This is a genomic window from Streptomyces sp. NPDC051963, assembly GCF_044593495.1.
Lineage (GTDB): Bacteria > Actinomycetota > Actinomycetes > Streptomycetales > Streptomycetaceae > Streptomyces.
Genome location: NZ_JBIUCC010000009.1, coordinates 1 through 18,004, shown reverse-complemented (window position 1 = coordinate 18,004; position 18,004 = coordinate 1). Strand labels below are relative to the sequence as shown.

Below are 18,004 nucleotides of genomic sequence, written 5' to 3'. Positions count from 1 at the left end.
TAACTCGATACAGCCCCGCGCCCCTTTTCCTCCCAGGAATGAGATCCGACCATGACCGTTGCCCCTGAAGCGCCCGGTGCGCGTCAGGCGACCGGCCGTCCGCGCACCATGCTGCCGGGCCCGTCCCGCGGCACCGAACCGGGCGGGGAGCGTCGGCGCGCCCTGACGCAGCTGCGCGCCACCGACACCTACGCCGTGATCGGTGCCGCCGCCTCCGCGTTGTCGCTGACCTGGCTGCTGTTCTCCTGGCTGCTGCCGTTCAACGGCGCCGTCGGCTTCGTCGTCATGGCGTACGGCCTCTTCCTGCTGATCTATGCGCTGCTGGTCTCCTTCGACGAGGACGGGCCCACGATCGTCGACCGGATCGCGGCGGCGGTGGTGCGGTCGATGGGCGTGCTGCTCGTGGTGATCCTCACGTTCGTCGTGTTCTACGCGATCGTCGAGGGCCGCAAGGCGCTGGTGCACCTGAACTTCTTCACCGAGGACATGGAGCTGGCCGGTCCGCTGGAGCCGCTCGGCGTGGGCGGTGCGCTGCACGCCGCGGTCGGCACCCTGATCATGATCGCGATCGCTCTGGCGATCACCGTGCCGTCCGGGCTGATCTGCGCGGTGTTCCTCAACGAGGTGCCCGGCCCCTTCGCCCGGTTCGTGCGCACGATCGTCGAGGCGATGACAGCGTTGCCGTCGATCGTCGCCGGTCTGTTCATCTACGCGACGGCCATCGTCGGCCTCGGTCTCGACCAGTCCGGCCTCGCCGCCGGCCTGGCCCTCTCGGTGATGATGCTGCCGATCATCATCCGGGCCGCCGACGTCGTCATCCGCCTGGTGCCCGGCACGCTGCGCGAGGCGGCGTACGCGATGGGGACGAGCCGCTGGCGCACGGTCTGGCACGTGGTCCTGCCGACCTGCCGCTCCGGCCTGACCACCTCCGTGATCCTCGGCACCGCGCGCGGTATCGGCGAGACCTCTCCGGTGCTGCTCACCGCGGGTTTCACCAATGAGCTCAACCTCAATCCGCTGCACGACCCGATGGTCTCCCTGCCGCTCGTGACCTTCGAGTTCGTCAAGTCGCCCGAGCCCACGATGATCTCCCGCGGTTTCGGTACTGCGGCGCTGCTCATGGCGCTGGTGCTGACGCTGTTCATCGCCGCCCGCATCATCGGCGGCCGCGGCCCGGGTCAGTTGACGCGCCGTCAGGAACACCGCCGCGTCCTCGCGTCCAAGCGTGACGCGCGTCGCTTCGCCGACCGTTCGGCCCCCTCACTTCCCGCCCCGCGCCCCACCGTCCGTACCCAACCCGGGAGTTCGTCGTGAAACCCGCCACTCGTTTCCGTCTGGCGGCCACCGTGCTGTCACTGCTGTGCGCGTTGCTCGCCGTCCAGACACCACCCGCTGCCGCCGCCTCCTACGCCAAGATCACCGGCTCCGGTTCGACCTGGAGCTCCAACGCGGTCCAACAGTGGGTCCGCAACGTCAAGGCCAACTACGGCATGACGGTCAACTTCACGGCCAACGGCTCCTCGCAGGGCCGGGAGCAGTTCAAGAACAACACCGTCGACTTCGCGGTCTCCGAAATCCCGTACGGCCTGAAGGAACAGGGCGTCACGGACGTCCCGCCGCAGCGCGGCTACGCCTATATGCCGATCGTGGCCGGCGGTACGGCGTTCATGTACAACCTCAAGATCAACGGCAAGATGGTCACGAACCTGCGGCTGTCCGGCGAGGTCATCACGAAGATCTTCACGGGGAAGATCACGCGCTGGAACGACCCGGCGATCCGCACGGACAACCCGGGCCTGACCATGCCCGCCCGCACCATCGTCCCGGTCGTCCGCTCCGACGGCTCCGGTACGAGCGCCCAGTTCACCACCTGGATGTCCAAGGAGTACGGGTCCCTGTGGAGCGACTTCTGCTCCCGCACCGGCCGGGGCAGCGGCAACTGCGGCATGACCTCCAACTACCCGCTGCTCAGCGGCTCCGCGATGGTCTCCAAGTCGACCTCGCTCGGCGTCTCCGGCCATGTGCGCCAGCCGTCCGGTGAGGGCGCGATCACGTACGTCGAGTACTCCTACGCCAAGAACACCGGTTTCCCCGTGGCCAAGGTGCTCAACAAGAACAACTACTACGTCGAGCCGACGGCCTCCAGCGTGGCGGTGGCGCTGACCAAGGCGCAGATCAACCAGAACAAGCAGTCCGCCAACTATCTGACGCAGATCCTCGACGGGGTCTACAAGAACGCCGACTCCCGCACCTATCCGCTCTCCAGCTACAGCTACATGATCCTGCCGACGAAGGAGGAGGCGGGCTTCACCAAGGGCAAGGGCAACTCGCTCGGCACGTTCGCCCGTTACTTCCTCTGCGACGGTCAGCAGCAGGCGGACCGGCTGGGCTACTCGCCGCTGCCGAAGAACCTCGTCCAGGCGGGCTTCGACCAGATCCGCAAGGTGCCGGGCGCGCCCACCGGCAGTATCGACATCAACGACTGCCGCAACCCCACCTTCTCGGGCGGCACCAACACGCTCATCAAGAACGCGCCGTTCCCGAAGTCCTGCGACAAGAAGGGGCCGACGCAGTGCTCGACGGGCACGGGCGGCGCCGAGGCTCCCACCACGGTCAATCCCGGCGCGCAGGGCGGCGGCAGCACCGGCGGTTCGAGCTCCGGCGGCGGCACCGGCGGGTCCGGGGGCTCCGGCGGCACGGGCGGCGGCACCGGCGGGCCCGACAGCGACGGCGACGGCCGACCCGACTCCACGGAGAGCGCCGCCGCGACCGACGGTTCCACCGGGGGTGTCATCGACCCGGACACCGGTGAGCTGATCAGCGGCGACGGGGCGGGCACGGGCGACACGTCCGTCGCCGCGAACCCCGTGAGCCTCGCCTCCGACAGTGCGCTCGGGATGCGCAGCGCCCTGATGGCCCTGTCGGCCGTACTGCTCGTCGCGGTGGTCATCGGACCGCCGCTCACCGCGCGGATGCTGGCGGCACGTACGCGCCGTAAGGGGGAGTTGTGATGAGAGGGCTGTCGATACGGGTGCCTCGCGGGCGTCGGGGGCGGGTGACCGCGGGTGTCGGGTGTCTGCTCACCGCCGTGGTGATCGCGCTGCTGCCGCTGCCCGAGGGGGCGGACCAGGCGCAGGCCGCCGTGGCCGACGAGTCCGCGGTGACCAAGAGCGGGTCGAAGGGCACCTACGACGACTTCTCCGACCTCGAGGTCACGGTGCATCAGACCGAGGGACTGCGCGGCCAGGCGGTTCGGGTCACCTGGACGGGAGGCAAGCCCCAGTCGGGCGGTCTCAAGCACAACTTCCTCCAGATCATGCAGTGTTGGGGCGACGACGCGGAGACGGGGCCGGACCGGGAGCAGTGCGAGTTCGGTGCGGAGACGCTGGGCGATCTGCCGGGAAACACCCGCCAGGCCAGTCCCGCCATCGATTCCCTGGACAAGGACTACGCGACGGACCCCAACGGCTCCCTCTTCGTGCCCTTCCGGCCGGTGGAGGGACCGCGGACCACCTCGCGTTCGGACTTCACGTACTTCACCAACGGCGACACCAACTCCATCTCCTACGCGGCCAATGACGGCAACGGCGGCGGTGACGTGGCCTTCGAGGTCAAGTCGGCGCTCGAGTCGCCGCACCTGGGCTGCGGTGCGCGCACGACGTCGGCGGGCCGGATCCGGCCCTGCTGGCTGGTCGTGGTCCCGCGGGGCGAGCACGAGCCCAACGGAACGGGCGCCAACCAGTCGTTGCAGACATCGGCGCTGAGCCAGTCCAACTGGAACCAGCGGATCGCCTTCCCGCTCGCCTTCGAGCCGGTCACGGACAACTGCGACCCGGACAAGCCGGAGCGCGGGATCGAGGGCTCCGAGCTGGCCACCGACGCGATCACGTCGTGGCAGGCCGAACTGTGCAAGACCGGAACGCACCGGTTCACCTACACCCAGTCCAGCGAGCAGCACGCCCGGGAGAGCGTCACCGCGCCGAGCGACTCCTCGACCGGGCTCGCCATGACGTTGGACCCCGTCCGGACGGCGGAGGGGGCGACACCGGTGGTGCACGCGCCCGTCGCGATCAGCGGCCTGACGATCAGCTTCGTCTGGATGTACGAGGCGAGTACGGACGGGCGTTTCCAGTCCCTGCCGGTGAAGGACGTCAAGCTCAACCAGAGACTGCTGGCCAAGGCGCTCACCCAGTCCTACCCCGGCAGCCTCGTTTCGCCGGCCGAGCCGGTTCCCGCGTATCTCTCCGGCAATCCGAGATCGATTGCGGTGGACCCCGAATTCCTCCAGCTCAATCCCGGGCTCGACGCCCTGGCCCAGAACGAAAGAAACGCTCCATTGGGCCTGGTCGTCACCTCCGAGAATTCGGACTCGGCCCGCATCGTGTGGGACTACATTCTCGCGGACCCCGCAGCAAGGGAGTTCATCGAAGGGAAAGCCGATCCCTCGGGCATGAAGGTGAACCCCGCCTACCAGGACGGGGTGATCTCGGATTCCCTGGACTACTTCCCCAAGACGGACCTCGCGGCCACCCGCGTCAAGTGCGGCGGGGACTCCGGCTTCACGATGGACCGTACCGGGCAGGACGTCGTCCCCTACGCGACCGATATGCACGAAGGGGCGCTGAAGATCCGTCGTGGTGACATCGGCACGGCCTATGAATGCCAAGCCGGCAACAACGTGTCGAAGATGACGCTGCTCGGCCGCCCGGCACTGACCCAGCAGCGCGCGTTCGGCATCGTGGACAACGCGTCCGCCGTCCGTTACCAACTGGGCACCGCCGCCCTGCCGAACGCCGACGGCGAGTACATCGAGCCGACCGACGCGTCCCTGCTCAAGGCGGTCGCCGAGATGCCCGACTCGGACGTGGCCGGCGTCAGGGCTGCCGACCCCGCCGAAATGAAGGACGGCGCCTATCCGCTGGCCGCCGTCGTGTACGCGGCGGCCTCGCTCGACCAGGCCGAGGACGCGCGGCAGGACTACGCCAAGGTGATCCGCTACGCGGCCGACAAGGGCCAGGCGCAGGGCACGGCAGGGGGCCAACTTCCCTACGGCTACGCCCCGCTGCCCACCGCGCTGCGTGAGCAGGCGCAGCAGGCCGCCGAGCGGCTGGAGAAGGGCGCGCCGGATTCCCCGGAGCCACCGGGCGCGGGCGCGGAGGGGCCGGGCGGCTCCGGCTCCGGCGGCGGTACGGCCGGCGGGCTCGACGGCGGTACCGGCAGCGGCGGCCTGACCGGCGGCGACTCGGCCGGAGCGGCCGGTGGCACGGCCGGCGCGGCGGGCGTGGACGGGGCAGGTACGTCCCCGCCCGGCGCGCCCGAGACGGATCCGGCGAAGCAGAACGTGGCCCAGTCCGGCGGGCTCACGCCCTCGGAGGTGCTCGGACTGATCCGCTGGGTGCTGCTCGGCGTGCTCATCGCGGGCGGCGTCGCCGCGCTGGCCGGTCCGGTCATGCTGCGGCTCTCCGCCCGCCGGGCGGCCGGCAGCGGCTGACCGCCGCCGGTCAACCGGATTCCCCGGGACGTAAATGAGTTCCGGGGAATCCGCGCACCGTTTCGTGAATTCCCTTGGAGTCACCTAGGAAACGGATTCGTAACCTGATCAGCGGCCGGAATTAGTGGCCCCCCGAGTGAGTCTGGGGAATTGTTCTCGGCGACCGGCCGACGGGTCGGTGGCGAAAGAGAATCCGGATTTGCTTGTACGTCCATTCCTCGATCCGTTCCCACGGAGGAGAACCGAAGTGAACGTCAAGTCCCGCATGCGTATCGGTGCCGGTATCGGTGCTGTCGCCCTCGGCCTCGGTGCCCTGGCCGCTCCCGCCGCCTACGCGGACCCCAGCCCGGTCACCGACCTCCGTCAGCTGGCCGGCGGCGGTTCCGACACCACCCAGGACGTGCTGAACGGTCTCGGCGACGTGGTCACGAACGCCAACGGCAAGGTCATCGCTTCCTGGAACGCCACGGGCTCCGCCACCATCACGACCAAGGCGAAGGCCGAGTGCACCGACATCGCGCGGCCCAACGGCTCCTCGGCCGGCATCGACGCCCTGCGCACCGCCGTGGACGGCGGCACCGGCTGCTTCGACTTCGCCCGCTCCTCGCGCGGCCCGGTGGACTCGTCCACCACGGACCTGACCTGGATCAAGTACGCCAAGGACGCGGTCACCTGGGCGAAGCCGGCCGGCAGCGGCCTGCGCGACAACCTCACCGCGGGTGAGCTCAAGTCGATCTACGAGTGCACCCTCACCTCGCTCGACGGCGTGGCGCTCACCCCGATCCTGCCGCAGGCCAACTCCGGCACCCGGCAGTTCTTCCTCCAGTCCATCAACGTCACCACCCCCGGCTCCTGCGTCCAGCAGGGCGTCCAGGAGAACGACGGCACGGTGCTGGACACCGCGGGCGACATCGTCCCGTTCTCCGTGGCCCAGTACATCGCCCAGGAGAACCTCGTCGTCGAGCCCCGTCTCGGTGACGCCGTCCTCGGCAGCATCAACGGCGTCGCCCCGCGCAACGCCGCCGACGGCTCGCTGAACGTCGCCTTCCCGCTGGCCCGTGACGTCTACAACGTCGTCCCGACCAACAAGCTGGCCACGCAGCCGATCGCGGAGACCTTCGTGGGCTCCGGCTCGAAGGTCTGCGCGGAGGACGCCACCATCGCCACCTACGGCTTCGGCAGCCTCGGCGACGACTGCGGCGCCCAGGCCTTCCAGGCCGAGCGCTGAGCACCACGCCGTAACCGCACAACAGCCGGGCACCCATCGGGTGCCCGGCCTCACGGCATGTCCATCCACAACCGAACCCCTCGGGGGGACCACCACATGAACCACCGTCTGGCACAACTCAGATCACCGGTGTCGCTGTTGACATGCTGTGCCCTGCTGTGCGCCGCCCTGGCCGGCGTTCTCGCGTTCTCGGGCAAGGCCAACGCCGCGACGGAGCTCGGCAAGTTCACGCTGACCCCGGCGTCGGGGAAGATCGCGGACGACCCCATGGCCACGTCCGTCACCACGACCGCCGGCTGCCCCGACCCGGCCAACACCACAGGCGTCCTCAAGGTGTACAAGCCGACGGACGCCAACGTGCAGACCAACCTCGCCCAGAGCGTGGAGAAGGTCCCGGTCGGCACCGCTCCGTTCACGCTGGGCCTCAAGTCGATGAACGGCGCGGCCAAGAAGAGCCTGGAGCAGGCGTTGCGCGCGTGGATACCCGCGGGGACGCCGCTCGACGGTACGTACACGGTGGGTCTGGGCTGCACCGGTGGCACCGCCTCCCCCGTCTTCCTCGCCAAGATCAGTGTCACGGGCGACACCTGGACCCTGCTCCAGCAGCAGGCCACGAGCCTGACCCTGAGCGCGGCCTCCGGTGTCGCCGTGGGCGGCGACCTCAAGCTCACCGCCACGGTGAGCCCCGCGGCGGCCGCAGGCTCCGTGGAGTTCAAGAGCGGCGGCACCTCGGTCGGCACGGCCGAGGTCACCGGCGGCAAGGCCGAGCTGACGGTCAAGGCGCCCGCGATCGGCGGCCCCCACCAGTACACCGGCGTCTTCACGCCCTCCGACCCCGACGGCTTCAGCACCGCAGAGGGCAGTGCGACCGCGAACATCGGCTATCTCGTCACCGCCAAGGACGCCGACGGCAAGACCCTCGGGGCCAAGCCCACCCTCGCCATCGGCCAGTCGGTGAAGATCACGGTCCAGGGCTTCACGCCGGGGGCCACGGTCAAGGTGGCTCAGTCGCCGACGTCCAGCACGACCTTCCCGGACGCGACCGTGAACGCCGAGGGCAAGGTCGTGGACTACGCGTACACGGTCCCCGACCAGAGCATCAGCGGTGACACCTCGCTGAACTTCGACGAGAGCGGCTCGAACTCCCGGGTGGCGCAGTTCCTCTTCGTCAGCACCGACGAAGCGGACCCCGACCCCACCGACCCCGCCGACCTCGAAGTGACCGACGAGGACGGCAACCCCCTCGACGAGAACCCCAACCTCGAACCCGGCCAGACGGTGAACATCACCGCCCACGGCTACACCAAGGACGCCGCGGTCAAGGTGACCCTCGCCGACAGCGAGGACACCTTCAAGGACGCCAAGGCGAACGCCGAAGGCACCGTCGACAAGTACGAGTTCACCGTCCCGAAGAAGATCGGGGACGGCGACCACCTGCTGAGCCTCGCCGAGGACAAGGAAGACGGGAACTCCGTCGACTTCGCGTTCTCGACCGGTGACGTGCCCGGCGAGAGCCCCGAGCCCTCCCCGTCCGACTCGGCCGGCAACAGCGACGGCGGTACGGACACGGGTGGCGCAGCAGGCGGTGACACCGGTGGCGACACCGGCGGCTCGGGTACCGGATCAGGCTCCATGGCCTCCACCGGCGCCCAGGTCGGCGCGATCGGCCTGACCGCCCTCGCGCTGCTCTGCGCGGGTTCGGCCCTGGTCCTCCATATGCGCCGCAAGGGTCTGCTGACCTTCGGTGGCGACACCCCGCAGCACCACTGACCGGCCGGGCGGTCCGGGGGCGCACGCCGACGCGCCTCCGGGCCCGCCCGCCCCTCGTCCCACCCTCCGGCTTCCAGGAGCACACGCCGTGACCACGCTCGCCCCGCCCTCCGCCGACCCGTCGGCACCTCCGGCCGGTCCCCCCGACCCGCCGCCGCCCACCGAAGAGCCGAAGCAGCAGCCCCCTCGGCCCCCCGCCCGCCCCGGCCTCGCCCTCGCCGGAGCGGCGTTGTGCGTCCTGGCCGCCGTGCTCCTCGGCTTCGCCGCGAACCTCACCATCGTCGGCCACCTCCAGCACGCCCGCGACCAGCAGACGGCCTACGACGAACTGCGCCGCCAACTCGCCCTGGGCACCGCCCCCGTGGGCCAGCGCGACTTCGAGGGCAACCTGCTGGAGCAGGGCGCACCCGTGGCGCTGCTCAGCATCCCCGCGCTGGAGATCAAGGAGGTCGTCGCCGAGGGCACGACCTCCACCGTGCTGATGTCGGGCCCCGGCCACCGCCGCGACACCCCGCTGCCCGGCCAGGCCGGCACGGTCGTCGTGATGGGCCGCCAGTGGGCGTACGGCAGCCCCTTCAACCACATCCACAACCTGCCCGTCGGCACCCGCTTCGAACTCACCACCGGCCAGGGCAAGTCGGTCTACGAGGTCACCGGGATCCGCAACGCGGGCGACGAACTGCCCGTCGCCCCCGGCGCGGGACAGGGGCGGCTCACCCTCATCACCTCGACCGGTGCTCCGTACACCCCGAGCGGCGTGGTGCGCGTCGACGCCAAGCTGCTGACGCCCGTGCTGCCCAACCCGCCGCGCGACCTGCGGTCGGGCTGGATCGCCCTGTCCGAACAGGCCCTGGGCACGGACGGGAACGCCTGGCTCGGCGTCTTCCTGTGGACCCAGGGCCTGCTGCTCGCCGCGCTGCTCGCGGTGTTCGCCCACCGCGTCTGGGGCCGCTGGCAGACCTGGATCTGTGCGGGACCCCTGCTCGCCGCCCTCGGTCTCGCCGACTCCCAGGCCATCACGGCACTTCTGCCGAACCTGCTCTGAACCACCGGACCACGCACGGAAGTTGACACCGATGTCCACCACCGAGAATCCCGGCCTCACCGACACCGTCGTCCAGCCGCGCATCGAAACGCGAGAGGGCGCCGGCCCCGCCACCCTCCGCGCCGACGCCGTCTCCGCCTGGTTCGGCGACCACAAGGTCCTCGACCGGGTCTCCCTCACCATGCCCGCCCGCGAGGTCACCGCGCTCATCGGCCCGTCCGGCTGCGGAAAGTCGACGTTCCTGCGGATCCTCAACCGTATGCACGAGCTGATCGGCTCGGCCTCACTCGCCGGGCGGGTGCTGCTGAACGAGGAGGACGTCTACGACCGCGGCCGGCGCATCACCCACGCCCGCCGGCAGATCGGGATGGTCTTCCAGAAGCCGAACCCCTTCCCGGCGATGTCGATCTACGACAACGTCCTCGCCGGCCTGAAGCTCAACGCCATCAAGTCGACCCGCGACGGCAGGGACGACCTGGTCGAGGAGTGCCTCACCAAGGCGGGCCTGTGGAAGGAGGTCAAGGAGCGGCTTCGTCAGCCCGGCGGTGCGCTCTCCGGCGGTCAGCAGCAACGCCTCTGCATCGCACGGTCGTTGGCGGTACGCCCTCGCGTGCTGCTGATGGACGAGCCCTGCTCGGCCCTCGACCCGACGTCCACCCGCCGGATCGAGGAGACCATCCACGACCTCAAGGAGGAGGTCACGATCGTCATCGTCACGCACAACATGCAGCAGGCCGCCCGGGTCTCCGACAACTGCGCCTTCTTCCTCGCCTCGCACGGCACCCCGGGCGTGATCGTCGAGCACGGCGACACCGACGCGATGTTCAACTCCCCGCAGGACGACCGCACTTCGGACTACGTGAACGGCCGGTTCGGATGAGGGGGCGCGCCGCCAGGGCCGTCGGCGCGCTCACGGCCGCGACTCTGCTCGCCGGCTGCGGGGCCGGTACGCAGGTCACGCGCGAGGCCAGGGCCGGGGCCGCGGTCCCGCCGGGCACGGCGACGGAGGCCGCGCCGACGAGCGCGCGGCCGTCCGCGCCCGCTCACTCGCCGAGCCCCGAGCGCACCCGGCCGCGCCCCGGCGACACCGGCGGCCCGTCGCCTTCGGCCTCCGCGAGCAGCCCGGTGCGCGGCCCGGACCTGTCCCGCCGTACGCCGTCGGCCACCGCCCGCCGTACCGCCTCCGCCCCCGCGACTCCCGAGTCCGACACGAAGGCCGCTCCCGAAGGCCGCCCCACCGGGACCACCATCCGCATCGGCAGCTGGTACGCGCGGATCGTCCGGGGCGGTCAGGACGAGGTGGACGCGTGCCGGGACGCGGTGCAGTGGACGGGTCCCACGCTGGGCACGGAGAACGGCTACGAGTTGAGTACGGCCGTGGTCGTCGGCCATGACTTCTGCGGCTTCGACCGCTTCGCCACCCTGCCGGTGGGCACGCGCGTCACGATCGCCTCGCCGAGCGGCACCTGGGCCTACAAGGTGTACGCGAACTACATCACGCCGGGCCGCGGAGTCCCCGCCGCCGGGCTCTACTGGGGCGACCTCACCCTTCAGTCGTGTGTGGGACCCGACACGGGGTTCAGCTACCTCATGCGTGTCTGAACCCCGTGCCCGGCCCGTACCTGCGGCATCCGGTGTCCCGCCTGAGTGTGTGTACAGGGGGGCGGCGGTCCACCTCGGGGGCGGATGCCTCCAAGGGGGGAGGAGTGCATCCGTACCGCGGTTCGAGCATCGCCCGGCTGCGATCGATGCGGGCGGCCGGGAAGCATGCGACAGCCCAACTCCCCGTGAACCAGGGCGCCATGGGGCCAGGACGGGTCGTACGGCTCAGATGCCGGCGGCCGCCGAGAGGTCCCGCTTGACGGCGGCCAGCACCTCGGCGGCCTCGGCCCGCGCCTCGGGCAGCCCGTCGTGCGCGGCGACCGGTACGACGACCTCCAGGTAGCACTTCAGCTTCGGCTCCGTGCCGCTCGGGCGGACGATGACCCGGGCGTCGTCGAGCGTGTAGCGCAGGCCGTCGGTGGGCGGCAGCGTGTCCGTGCCCCGCGTCAGGTCCTCGGACCTGGTGATGGCCCGGCCCGCCAGCTCCGTCGGCGGCTGCTCGCGCAGGCGTCGCATGGCGGCCGCGATGACCGACAGGTCCTCGACGCGGACGGAGAGCTGGTCGGTGGCGTGCAGACCGTGCTCCACGGCGAGATCGTCGAGGAGGTCGAGGAGGGTGCGGCCGTCCTGCTTGAGCTCGGAGGCCAGCTCGGTGATGAGGAGGGCGGCGGTGATGCCGTCCTTGTCGCGCACGCCGTCCGGGTCGACGCAGTAGCCGAGGGCCTCTTCGTAGCCGTAGCGCAGGCCCTCGACGCGCGCGATCCACTTGAAGCCGGTGAGGGTCTCCTCGTACGGCAGTCCCGCCTTCTCGGCGATCCGCCCGAGCAGGGAGGACGACACGATCGACTCGGCGAAGGTGCCGTGCGCGCCGCGCCGGACGAGGTGGGCGGCGAGGAGCGAGCCGACCTCGTCGCCGCTGAGCATGCGCCAGTCCGCGCCCACCTTGACGGCCACCGCACAGCGGTCGGCGTCCGGGTCGTTCGCGATGATCAGGTCCGGCTCGGTCTCGCGGGCCTTCGCGAAGGCCAGGTCCATCGCGCCGGGCTCCTCCGGGTTGGGGAAGGCGACGGTCGGGAAGTCCGGGTCGGGCTCGGCCTGTTCGGCGACGAGGGCGGGGGCCGGGAAGCCGGCGCGGGCGAACGCGGCCAGCAGGACGTCCTTGCCGACCCCGTGCAGCGCCGTGTAGACGGTGCGGGCGGTGCGCGGGGAGCCGGCGGCGAGAACGGCGTCCGTACGGGCCAGATAGGCGTCCAGGACGGCGTCGTCCAGGGTCTCCCAGCCGGACTCGGGGCGGGGCACGGACGTGAGGGTGGTGATGGCGTCGATCTCGGCGGCGATCTCCGCGTCCGCCGGGGGCACGATCTGCGAACCGTCGCCGAGGTACACCTTGTAGCCGTTGTCCCGGGGCGGGTTGTGGCTGGCGGTGACCTCCACACCGGCGACCGCGCCCAGATGCCGTATGGCGTAGGCGAGGACGGGGGTGGGGAGCGGGCGGGGCAGGACGGCGGCGCGCAGGCCCGCGCCGGTCATCACGGCGGCGGTGTCGCGGGCGAAGTCCGCCGACTTGTGGCGGGCGTCGTAGCCGATGACGACGAGTCCGCCGGACGCGCCGTTCTTCTTCAGGTACGCGGCGAGTCCGGCCGCCGCGCGGATGACGACCGTGCGGTTCATGCGCATGGGGCCGGCGCCCAGCTCGCCGCGCAGTCCGGCCGTACCGAACTGGAGGGTGCCGGCGAAGCGCTCGGCGAGTTCCGTGACGTCCCCGGCGTCGATGAGCTTCGCCAGCTCCTCGCGCGTCTCCGCGTCGGGGTCCTCGGCGAGCCATGCCTGGGCCCGCGCGATGAGATCGTCGTGCACGTCGGGTGCCTCTCGTTGTGTCCGTACGGTGTCGGGTGCGGGCCGGGTTTCTCGCCCCCGCGGATTTTTTGGGGGGCTGGGGTTACAGCCTGCCCAGGACCTGCGCCAGCAGCGATCCCATCTGCGTTGCGCTGTCCCGGCCCGCCTGCAGAACCTCTTCGTGGTTCAGCGGCTCACCGGTCATACCCGCCGCCAGGTTCGTCACCAGGGAGATACCGAGCACCTCGGCCCCGGCTTCCCGTGCCGCGATGGCCTCCAGGACCGTCGACATGCCGACGAGGTCCGCGCCGATGACGCGGGCCATGCGGATCTCCGCCGGGGTCTCGTAGTGCGGGCCGGGGAACTGGGCGTAGACGCCCTCCTCCAGTGAGGGGTCGATCTCCTTGCACAGGGCCCGCAGCCGCGGTGAGTACAGGTCGGTGAGGTCGACGAAGTTCGCGCCGACGATGGGGGAGGTGGCGGTGAGGTTGATGTGGTCGCTGATGAGGACCGGCTGCCCGGGGCGCATGCCCTCGCGCAGACCGCCGCAGCCGTTGGTGAGGACGACCGTCTTGCAGCCGGCCGCCACCGCCGTACGGACGCCGTGTGCGACGGAGGCCACTCCGCGGCCCTCGTAGTAGTGCGTGCGCCCGAGGAAGACCAGCGCCCGCTTGTGGCCGATCCGGTACGAGCGGATCTTGCCGCCGTGGCCCTCCACCGCCGGCGGCGGGAACCCGGGCAGCTCGGTGACCTGGAACTCGGCGTCGGGTGCGCCGAGGGCGTCCACGGCCGGCGCCCAGCCGGAGCCCATCACGAGGGCGACGTCGTGGGTCTCGGCGCCGGTGATTTCGCGCAGGCGCGAGGCGGCGGCGTCGGCGGCGGCGTACGGATCGCCCTGGATGTCGTCCGGAAGAAGAGATGCGTTCACGCGCATGAGGGTAGCCGGTCTGGGCCTACGCGCGTAGATGACAGACCTGACGGGATGGCGATCGTTGTCTTGTTGTTTCCGACGAAAAGACGTCAGCAGGGCCGCTTGCGCAGCTCCATCACGTAGTCGTGCGGTGCCCCCGCGGACTCCGCGGCATCGGCGATCTCGCCGAGGTAGCGCGCCGACGGCAATCCGCCCTCGTAGCCGTTCAGGACGTACACCCACGCCGGCTCCTCGCCGTCCAGCGTGACCACCCGCACCCGTGCCCGGCGGTAGATGTCGAGGCCCACGCCCACCCACCGGTCCAGGGACTCCTCGTCCATCGGCGCGATCTCGTACAGCGCGACGAAGACCTGCTCCACGGGGTCCTCGACGATCGTCGCGAGCGAGCCCTCCCAGCCCATCTGCTCGCCCCCGAAGGTCAGCCGCCACCCGTTCAGCCAGCCGGTGGCGCGCAGCGGCGAGTACGGAGCGCGGCGGGTCATCAGCCGCGCGTCGAGGTTGCCGGCGTACGCGGCGTAGAGCGACATGGGTCGAGCGTACGACAGCCGCATCGGCCGCCCCTCCCGTAACAGTGGTATCTCGGGCCGCCCCCCTCGGCAGGACCACCCTGAAGCGTGCGGGACAATGGGGTACGTGACTCGGATCGTGATCATCGGTGGCGGACCCGGCGGATACGAGGCGGCCCTGGTGGCCGCCCAGCTCGGCGCGGAGGTGACCGTCGTCGACTGCGACGGCCTGGGCGGTGCGTCGGTGCTCACCGACTGCGTGCCGTCGAAGACCCTGATCGCCACGGCCGAGGTGATGACCACCTTCGACTCGTCGTACGAAGAGCTGGGCATCATCGTCGCCGACGACACCCCGCACATCGACACGCCCGCACGGGTCGTCGGTGTCGACCTCGGCAAGGTCAACCGGCGTGTCAAGCGGCTCGCACTCGCCCAGTCGCACGACATCACCGCCTCCGTGACCCGGGCCGGCGCGCGCGTCCTGCGCGGGCGCGGCCGGCTGGAGGGCATGCAGGCCCTCGACGGCTCCCGCAGGGTCGTCGTGCGCGCCGCCGACGGGACCGAGGAGACGCTCACCGCGGACGCCGTCCTCATCGCCACCGGCGGTCATCCTCGCGAGCTTCCCGACGCCCAGCCCGACGGCGAGCGCATCCTCAACTGGACCCAGGTCTACGACCTCACCGAGCTCCCCGAGGAGCTCATCGTGGTCGGTTCCGGTGTCACGGGCGCCGAGTTCGCCGGCGCCTACCAGGCCCTCGGCTCCAAGGTCACCCTCGTGTCGTCGCGCGACCGGGTGCTGCCCGGCGAGGACCCGGACGCCGCGGCCGTACTGGAAGACGTCTTCCGGCGCCGCGGCATGAACGTCATGGCCCGCTCCCGCGCCGCCTCCGCCAAGCGGGTCGGGGACCGGGTGGAGGTGACGCTCTCCGACGGGCGCGTCATCACCGGTTCGCACTGCCTCATGGCCGTCGGCGCCATCCCGAACTCCGAGGGCATGGGACTGGAGGAGGCGGGCGTGAAGCTGCGCGAGTCCGGTCACATCTGGACCGACAAGGTCTCCCGTACCACCGCACCCGGCGTGTACGCCGCCGGCGACGTCACCGGCGTCTTCGCCCTCGCCTCCGTCGCCGCCATGCAGGGCCGGATCGCCATGTACCACTTCCTCGGCGACGCGGTGGCCCCGCTCAACCTCAAGACGGTCTCGTCGAACGTCTTCACCGACCCCGAGATCGCCACCGTCGGCTACAGCCAGGCCGACGTCGACGGCGGCAAGATCGAGGCCGTCGTCGTCAAGCTGCCGCTGCTGCGCAACCCGCGCGCCAAGATGCAGGGCATCCGCGACGGCTTCGTCAAGCTCTTCTGCCGCCCGGGCACCGGCATCGTGGTCGGCGGTGTGGTCGTCTCGCCGCGCGCCTCGGAACTGATCCATCCCATCTCGATCGCGGTCGACAACAATCTGACGGTCGAACAGATCGCGAACGCGTTCACCGTGTACCCCTCTCTTTCGGGGTCGATCGCCGAGGTGGCGAGGCAGCTCCACACCCGCAAGACGAACGGCGACGCCTGACGGCTGGAACCGACTCCTCGCTGGTCACAGGGAGTTGTCGAGCATTCGTACGGCATAGTCGGCGGGACTAGGCCCTATACCACTTCCCGCCTTCCTGTGCGAACAACTTCTGTTATTCGGCGCAAACTGCTGAAAGCAGACGGTCGTTGGGGTTACTGTCAGTTTCGTGTTCGCTGCAGAACGTCGCCAATTGATCCTCGAAATGGTGCGAGCGAACGGGGCCGTGTCGCTCCGTGAGCTCGCCCGCGTCGTCCAGACCTCCGAAGTGACCGTACGGCGGGACGTGCGCGCACTGGAGGCAGAAGGACTCCTCGACCGCCGGCACGGCGGTGCGGTATTGCCGGGCGGGTTCACGCGGGAGTCCGGCTTTCCGCAGAAATCACATCTCGCGACCGCCGAGAAGACGGCTATCGCCGATCTCGCCGCGAACTTCGTCGAAGAGGGCGAAGCCATCGTGGTCGGAGCGGGTACCACCACCCAGGAGCTGGCCCGCCGGCTCGCCCGGGTCCCCGGACTGACCGTCGTCACCAACTCCCTCCTGGTGGCCCAGGCGTTGGCCCATGCCAACCGGGTGGAGGTCGTCATGACCGGCGGTACCCTGCGCGGCTCCAACTACGCCCTCGTCGGGAGTGGGGCGGAGCAGTCGCTGCAAGGGCTGCGGGTCTCCCGGGCCTTCCTCTCCGGAAGCGGGCTCACCGCCGAGCGCGGGCTGTCCACGTCCAACATGCTGTCGGCGTCCGTGGACCGGGCGCTGGTGCAGGCGGCGGCCGAGGTAGTCGTCCTCGCCGACCACACCAAGCTGGGTACGGACACGATGTTCCAGACCGTGCCCACGGATGTGATCACCCGGCTGGTGACGGACGAACCGCCCGGCCATGACGACCGTGCGGCCACCGAGCTTCAGGCTCTCGCCGACCAAGGCGTGCAGATCGCTGTCGCCGGGGGATCGGGAAACGCGGGGGCGGGGGGCGGTGATCCGGTCCCGGCGCGCCAGCAGCGTCGGGACGTACCGGTGCCGGGGCCGCGCCGGGTCCCTGCGGGGCAGGGGCTGCGGACGGCTGGGGTGCTGGGGGAGTCTGCGGGGGCTGAGCGGGCGCGGGTTGCGGATATGCGGCGGCGTTAGGCTGTGCCGCTTCGCCGTAGGGGGTTCGCTTCGTCTCGCGGGTGCGGGTCGGTGGGGGCTGGTCGCGCAGTTCCCCGCGCCCCTAGGTCGCTTTCAGTCCCCTGAGTGTCAGCATCAGCAATCTGTCTGCCAACTCCGGGTCCCCCGGCGACTCCTCCGCCGCCAAGGCGATGGCGTGGGTCAGCTGGAGCAGGTCGCCGATGGCCACGCCGGGGCGGACCGTGCCTGCCTTCTGAGCTCGCGTCAGCAGGGCCGTACCCGCGTCGCGGATCGGGTCGCTGCATCGGGCGAGGGCTGAGCTGTCGTCGTGCGATACCGACATCAGCGCTCGGGACAGGCCTCGGTACTCGCCCGCGTGGGTGACGATCTCGCGCAGCCAGGTCACCAGGGCCGCGCAGGGTTCCGAGGCGTCGAGGAGTTCGCGGGAGCGGGAGAGCAGGTCGCTCACGCCGTCTTCGAAGACCGCGCTCAGCAGGGCGTGGCGGTTGGGGAAGTGGCGGTAGAGCGTCCCGATGCCGACGCCCGCGCGCCGGGCCACGTCCTCCAGGGAGGCGTCGGTGCCGTGCGCGGCGAAGGCGGAGCGGGCCTCGGTGAGCAGCCGGTCGTAGTTGCGGCGGGCGTCGGCGCGCATGGCGCGGGGCGTCGCGGATTCCTGTGAGGTCGCGCCCGCCATCGCTCCCACCTGCCTTCTCGTCCGCCCGTGTGTGCCTCCAGGATGCCATTGAGGCAGGCCGACCGGGCCCAGCGAGAAGCGCCCGGCGGGACTGGCCGTTGCACAGTCCCGCCGGGCGCTTCAGGGAGTCGTACGACTCAGTCCTTGATCTCGCAGATCGCGGCGCCGGAGGTGATGGACGAGCCGACCTCGGCGGACAGGCCCTTGATGGTGCCCGCCTTGTGGGCGTTGA

General features: G+C 70.7%; 14 protein-coding genes. 10 read left to right on the top strand and 4 right to left on the bottom strand.

The window, feature by feature from the left end; all coding sequences use genetic code 11:
- Positions 1-51: 51 nt before the first annotated feature.
- From pstA to ACIHFB_RS34425, 8 genes are all read left to right on the top strand, one after another.
- On the top strand, positions 52-1,314 hold the full coding sequence (gene pstA / locus ACIHFB_RS34460; RefSeq protein WP_400128980.1) for a phosphate ABC transporter permease PstA: 1,263 nt from the start codon (positions 52-54) through the stop codon (positions 1,312-1,314).
- Positions 1,311-3,011 (top strand): phosphate ABC transporter substrate-binding protein PstS, encoded by a 1,701-nt coding sequence (gene pstS, locus ACIHFB_RS34455; protein ID WP_365287870.1) that lies wholly within the window; start codon positions 1,311-1,313, stop codon positions 3,009-3,011. Before pstA ends, pstS begins: the two co-directional genes overlap by 4 nt.
- Entirely contained in the window at positions 3,011-5,491 is a 2,481-nt protein-coding gene (locus tag ACIHFB_RS34450; protein ID WP_365287872.1) for a hypothetical protein, read from the top strand. Before pstS ends, ACIHFB_RS34450 begins: the two co-directional genes overlap by 1 nt.
- Before the next feature lie 247 nt (positions 5,492-5,738).
- Positions 5,739-6,719 carry a hypothetical protein gene (locus tag ACIHFB_RS34445; RefSeq protein ID WP_365287874.1) on the top strand — a complete coding sequence of 327 codons (981 nt, stop codon included), beginning with the start codon at positions 5,739-5,741 and terminating at the stop codon, positions 6,717-6,719.
- Positions 6,720-6,815: 96 nt separating this feature from the next.
- Positions 6,816-8,489 (top strand): hypothetical protein, encoded by a 1,674-nt coding sequence (locus ACIHFB_RS34440; RefSeq protein WP_400128979.1) that lies wholly within the window; start codon positions 6,816-6,818, stop codon positions 8,487-8,489.
- 88 nt (positions 8,490-8,577) lie between these two features.
- Positions 8,578-9,534, top strand: a complete 957-nt coding sequence (locus ACIHFB_RS34435) for a sortase (protein WP_400128978.1) — start codon at positions 8,578-8,580, stop codon at positions 9,532-9,534.
- A gap of 31 nt (positions 9,535-9,565) precedes the next feature.
- Positions 9,566-10,414 carry a phosphate ABC transporter ATP-binding protein gene (locus tag ACIHFB_RS34430; RefSeq protein WP_365287880.1) on the top strand — a complete coding sequence of 283 codons (849 nt, stop codon included), beginning with the start codon at positions 9,566-9,568 and terminating at the stop codon, positions 10,412-10,414.
- A complete protein-coding gene (locus tag ACIHFB_RS34425) occupies positions 10,411-11,136 on the top strand; it encodes a hypothetical protein (RefSeq protein WP_400128977.1) in 726 nt (241 codons plus the stop codon). Before ACIHFB_RS34430 ends, ACIHFB_RS34425 begins: the two co-directional genes overlap by 4 nt.
- A 225-nt stretch (positions 11,137-11,361) precedes the next feature.
- Here the strand turns inward: ACIHFB_RS34425 and ACIHFB_RS34420 are convergent, their stop codons facing one another.
- The 3 genes from ACIHFB_RS34420 to ACIHFB_RS34410 form a co-directional block, all read right to left on the bottom strand.
- A complete protein-coding gene (locus tag ACIHFB_RS34420) occupies positions 11,362-12,993 on the bottom strand; it encodes a phospho-sugar mutase (protein ID WP_400128976.1) in 1,632 nt (543 codons plus the stop codon).
- Between the two features lie 82 nt (positions 12,994-13,075).
- Positions 13,076-13,900, bottom strand: coding sequence for a purine-nucleoside phosphorylase (locus ACIHFB_RS34415; protein WP_365287886.1), 825 nt, complete (start codon positions 13,898-13,900; stop codon positions 13,076-13,078).
- Positions 13,901-13,992: 92 nt separating this feature from the next.
- Positions 13,993-14,430, bottom strand: a complete 438-nt coding sequence (locus tag ACIHFB_RS34410) for a gamma-glutamylcyclotransferase (RefSeq protein ID WP_210585497.1) — start codon at positions 14,428-14,430, stop codon at positions 13,993-13,995.
- Positions 14,431-14,527: 97 nt separating this feature from the next.
- Between ACIHFB_RS34410 and ACIHFB_RS34405 the strand changes: the two genes are divergently transcribed.
- A complete protein-coding gene (locus ACIHFB_RS34405; RefSeq protein ID WP_400128975.1) occupies positions 14,528-15,976 on the top strand; it encodes an NAD(P)H-quinone dehydrogenase in 1,449 nt (482 codons plus the stop codon).
- Positions 15,977-16,142: 166 nt separating this feature from the next.
- The gene (locus ACIHFB_RS34400; RefSeq protein ID WP_365287890.1) at positions 16,143-17,099 is read left to right on the top strand and encodes a DeoR/GlpR family DNA-binding transcription regulator; all 957 of its coding nucleotides are present in this window, start codon (positions 16,143-16,145) and stop codon (positions 17,097-17,099) included.
- 82 nt (positions 17,100-17,181) lie between these two features.
- Here ACIHFB_RS34400 and ACIHFB_RS34395 read toward each other — a convergent pair whose 3' ends face one another.
- Positions 17,182-17,772 (bottom strand): TetR/AcrR family transcriptional regulator, encoded by a 591-nt coding sequence (locus ACIHFB_RS34395; RefSeq protein WP_365287892.1) that lies wholly within the window; start codon positions 17,770-17,772, stop codon positions 17,182-17,184.
- Positions 17,773-18,004: the final 232 nt, after the last annotated feature.

Coding starts and splice junctions, on each gene's coding strand:
- pstA (WP_400128980.1), top strand. CDS start 52: ATGACCGTTGCCCCTGAAGCGCCCGGTGCGCGTCAGGCGACCGGCCGT.
- ACIHFB_RS34450 (WP_365287872.1), top strand. CDS start 3,011: ATGAGAGGGCTGTCGATACGGGTGCCTCGCGGGCGTCGGGGGCGGGTG.
- ACIHFB_RS34440 (WP_400128979.1), top strand. CDS start 6,816: ATGAACCACCGTCTGGCACAACTCAGATCACCGGTGTCGCTGTTGACA.
- ACIHFB_RS34430 (WP_365287880.1), top strand. CDS start 9,566: ATGTCCACCACCGAGAATCCCGGCCTCACCGACACCGTCGTCCAGCCG.
- ACIHFB_RS34425 (WP_400128977.1), top strand. CDS start 10,411: ATGAGGGGGCGCGCCGCCAGGGCCGTCGGCGCGCTCACGGCCGCGACT.
- ACIHFB_RS34410 (WP_210585497.1), bottom strand. CDS start 14,430: ATGTCGCTCTACGCCGCGTACGCCGGCAACCTCGACGCGCGGCTGATG.
- ACIHFB_RS34405 (WP_400128975.1), top strand. CDS start 14,528: ATGGGGTACGTGACTCGGATCGTGATCATCGGTGGCGGACCCGGCGGA.
- ACIHFB_RS34395 (WP_365287892.1), bottom strand. CDS start 17,772: ATGGCGGGCGCGACCTCACAGGAATCCGCGACGCCCCGCGCCATGCGC.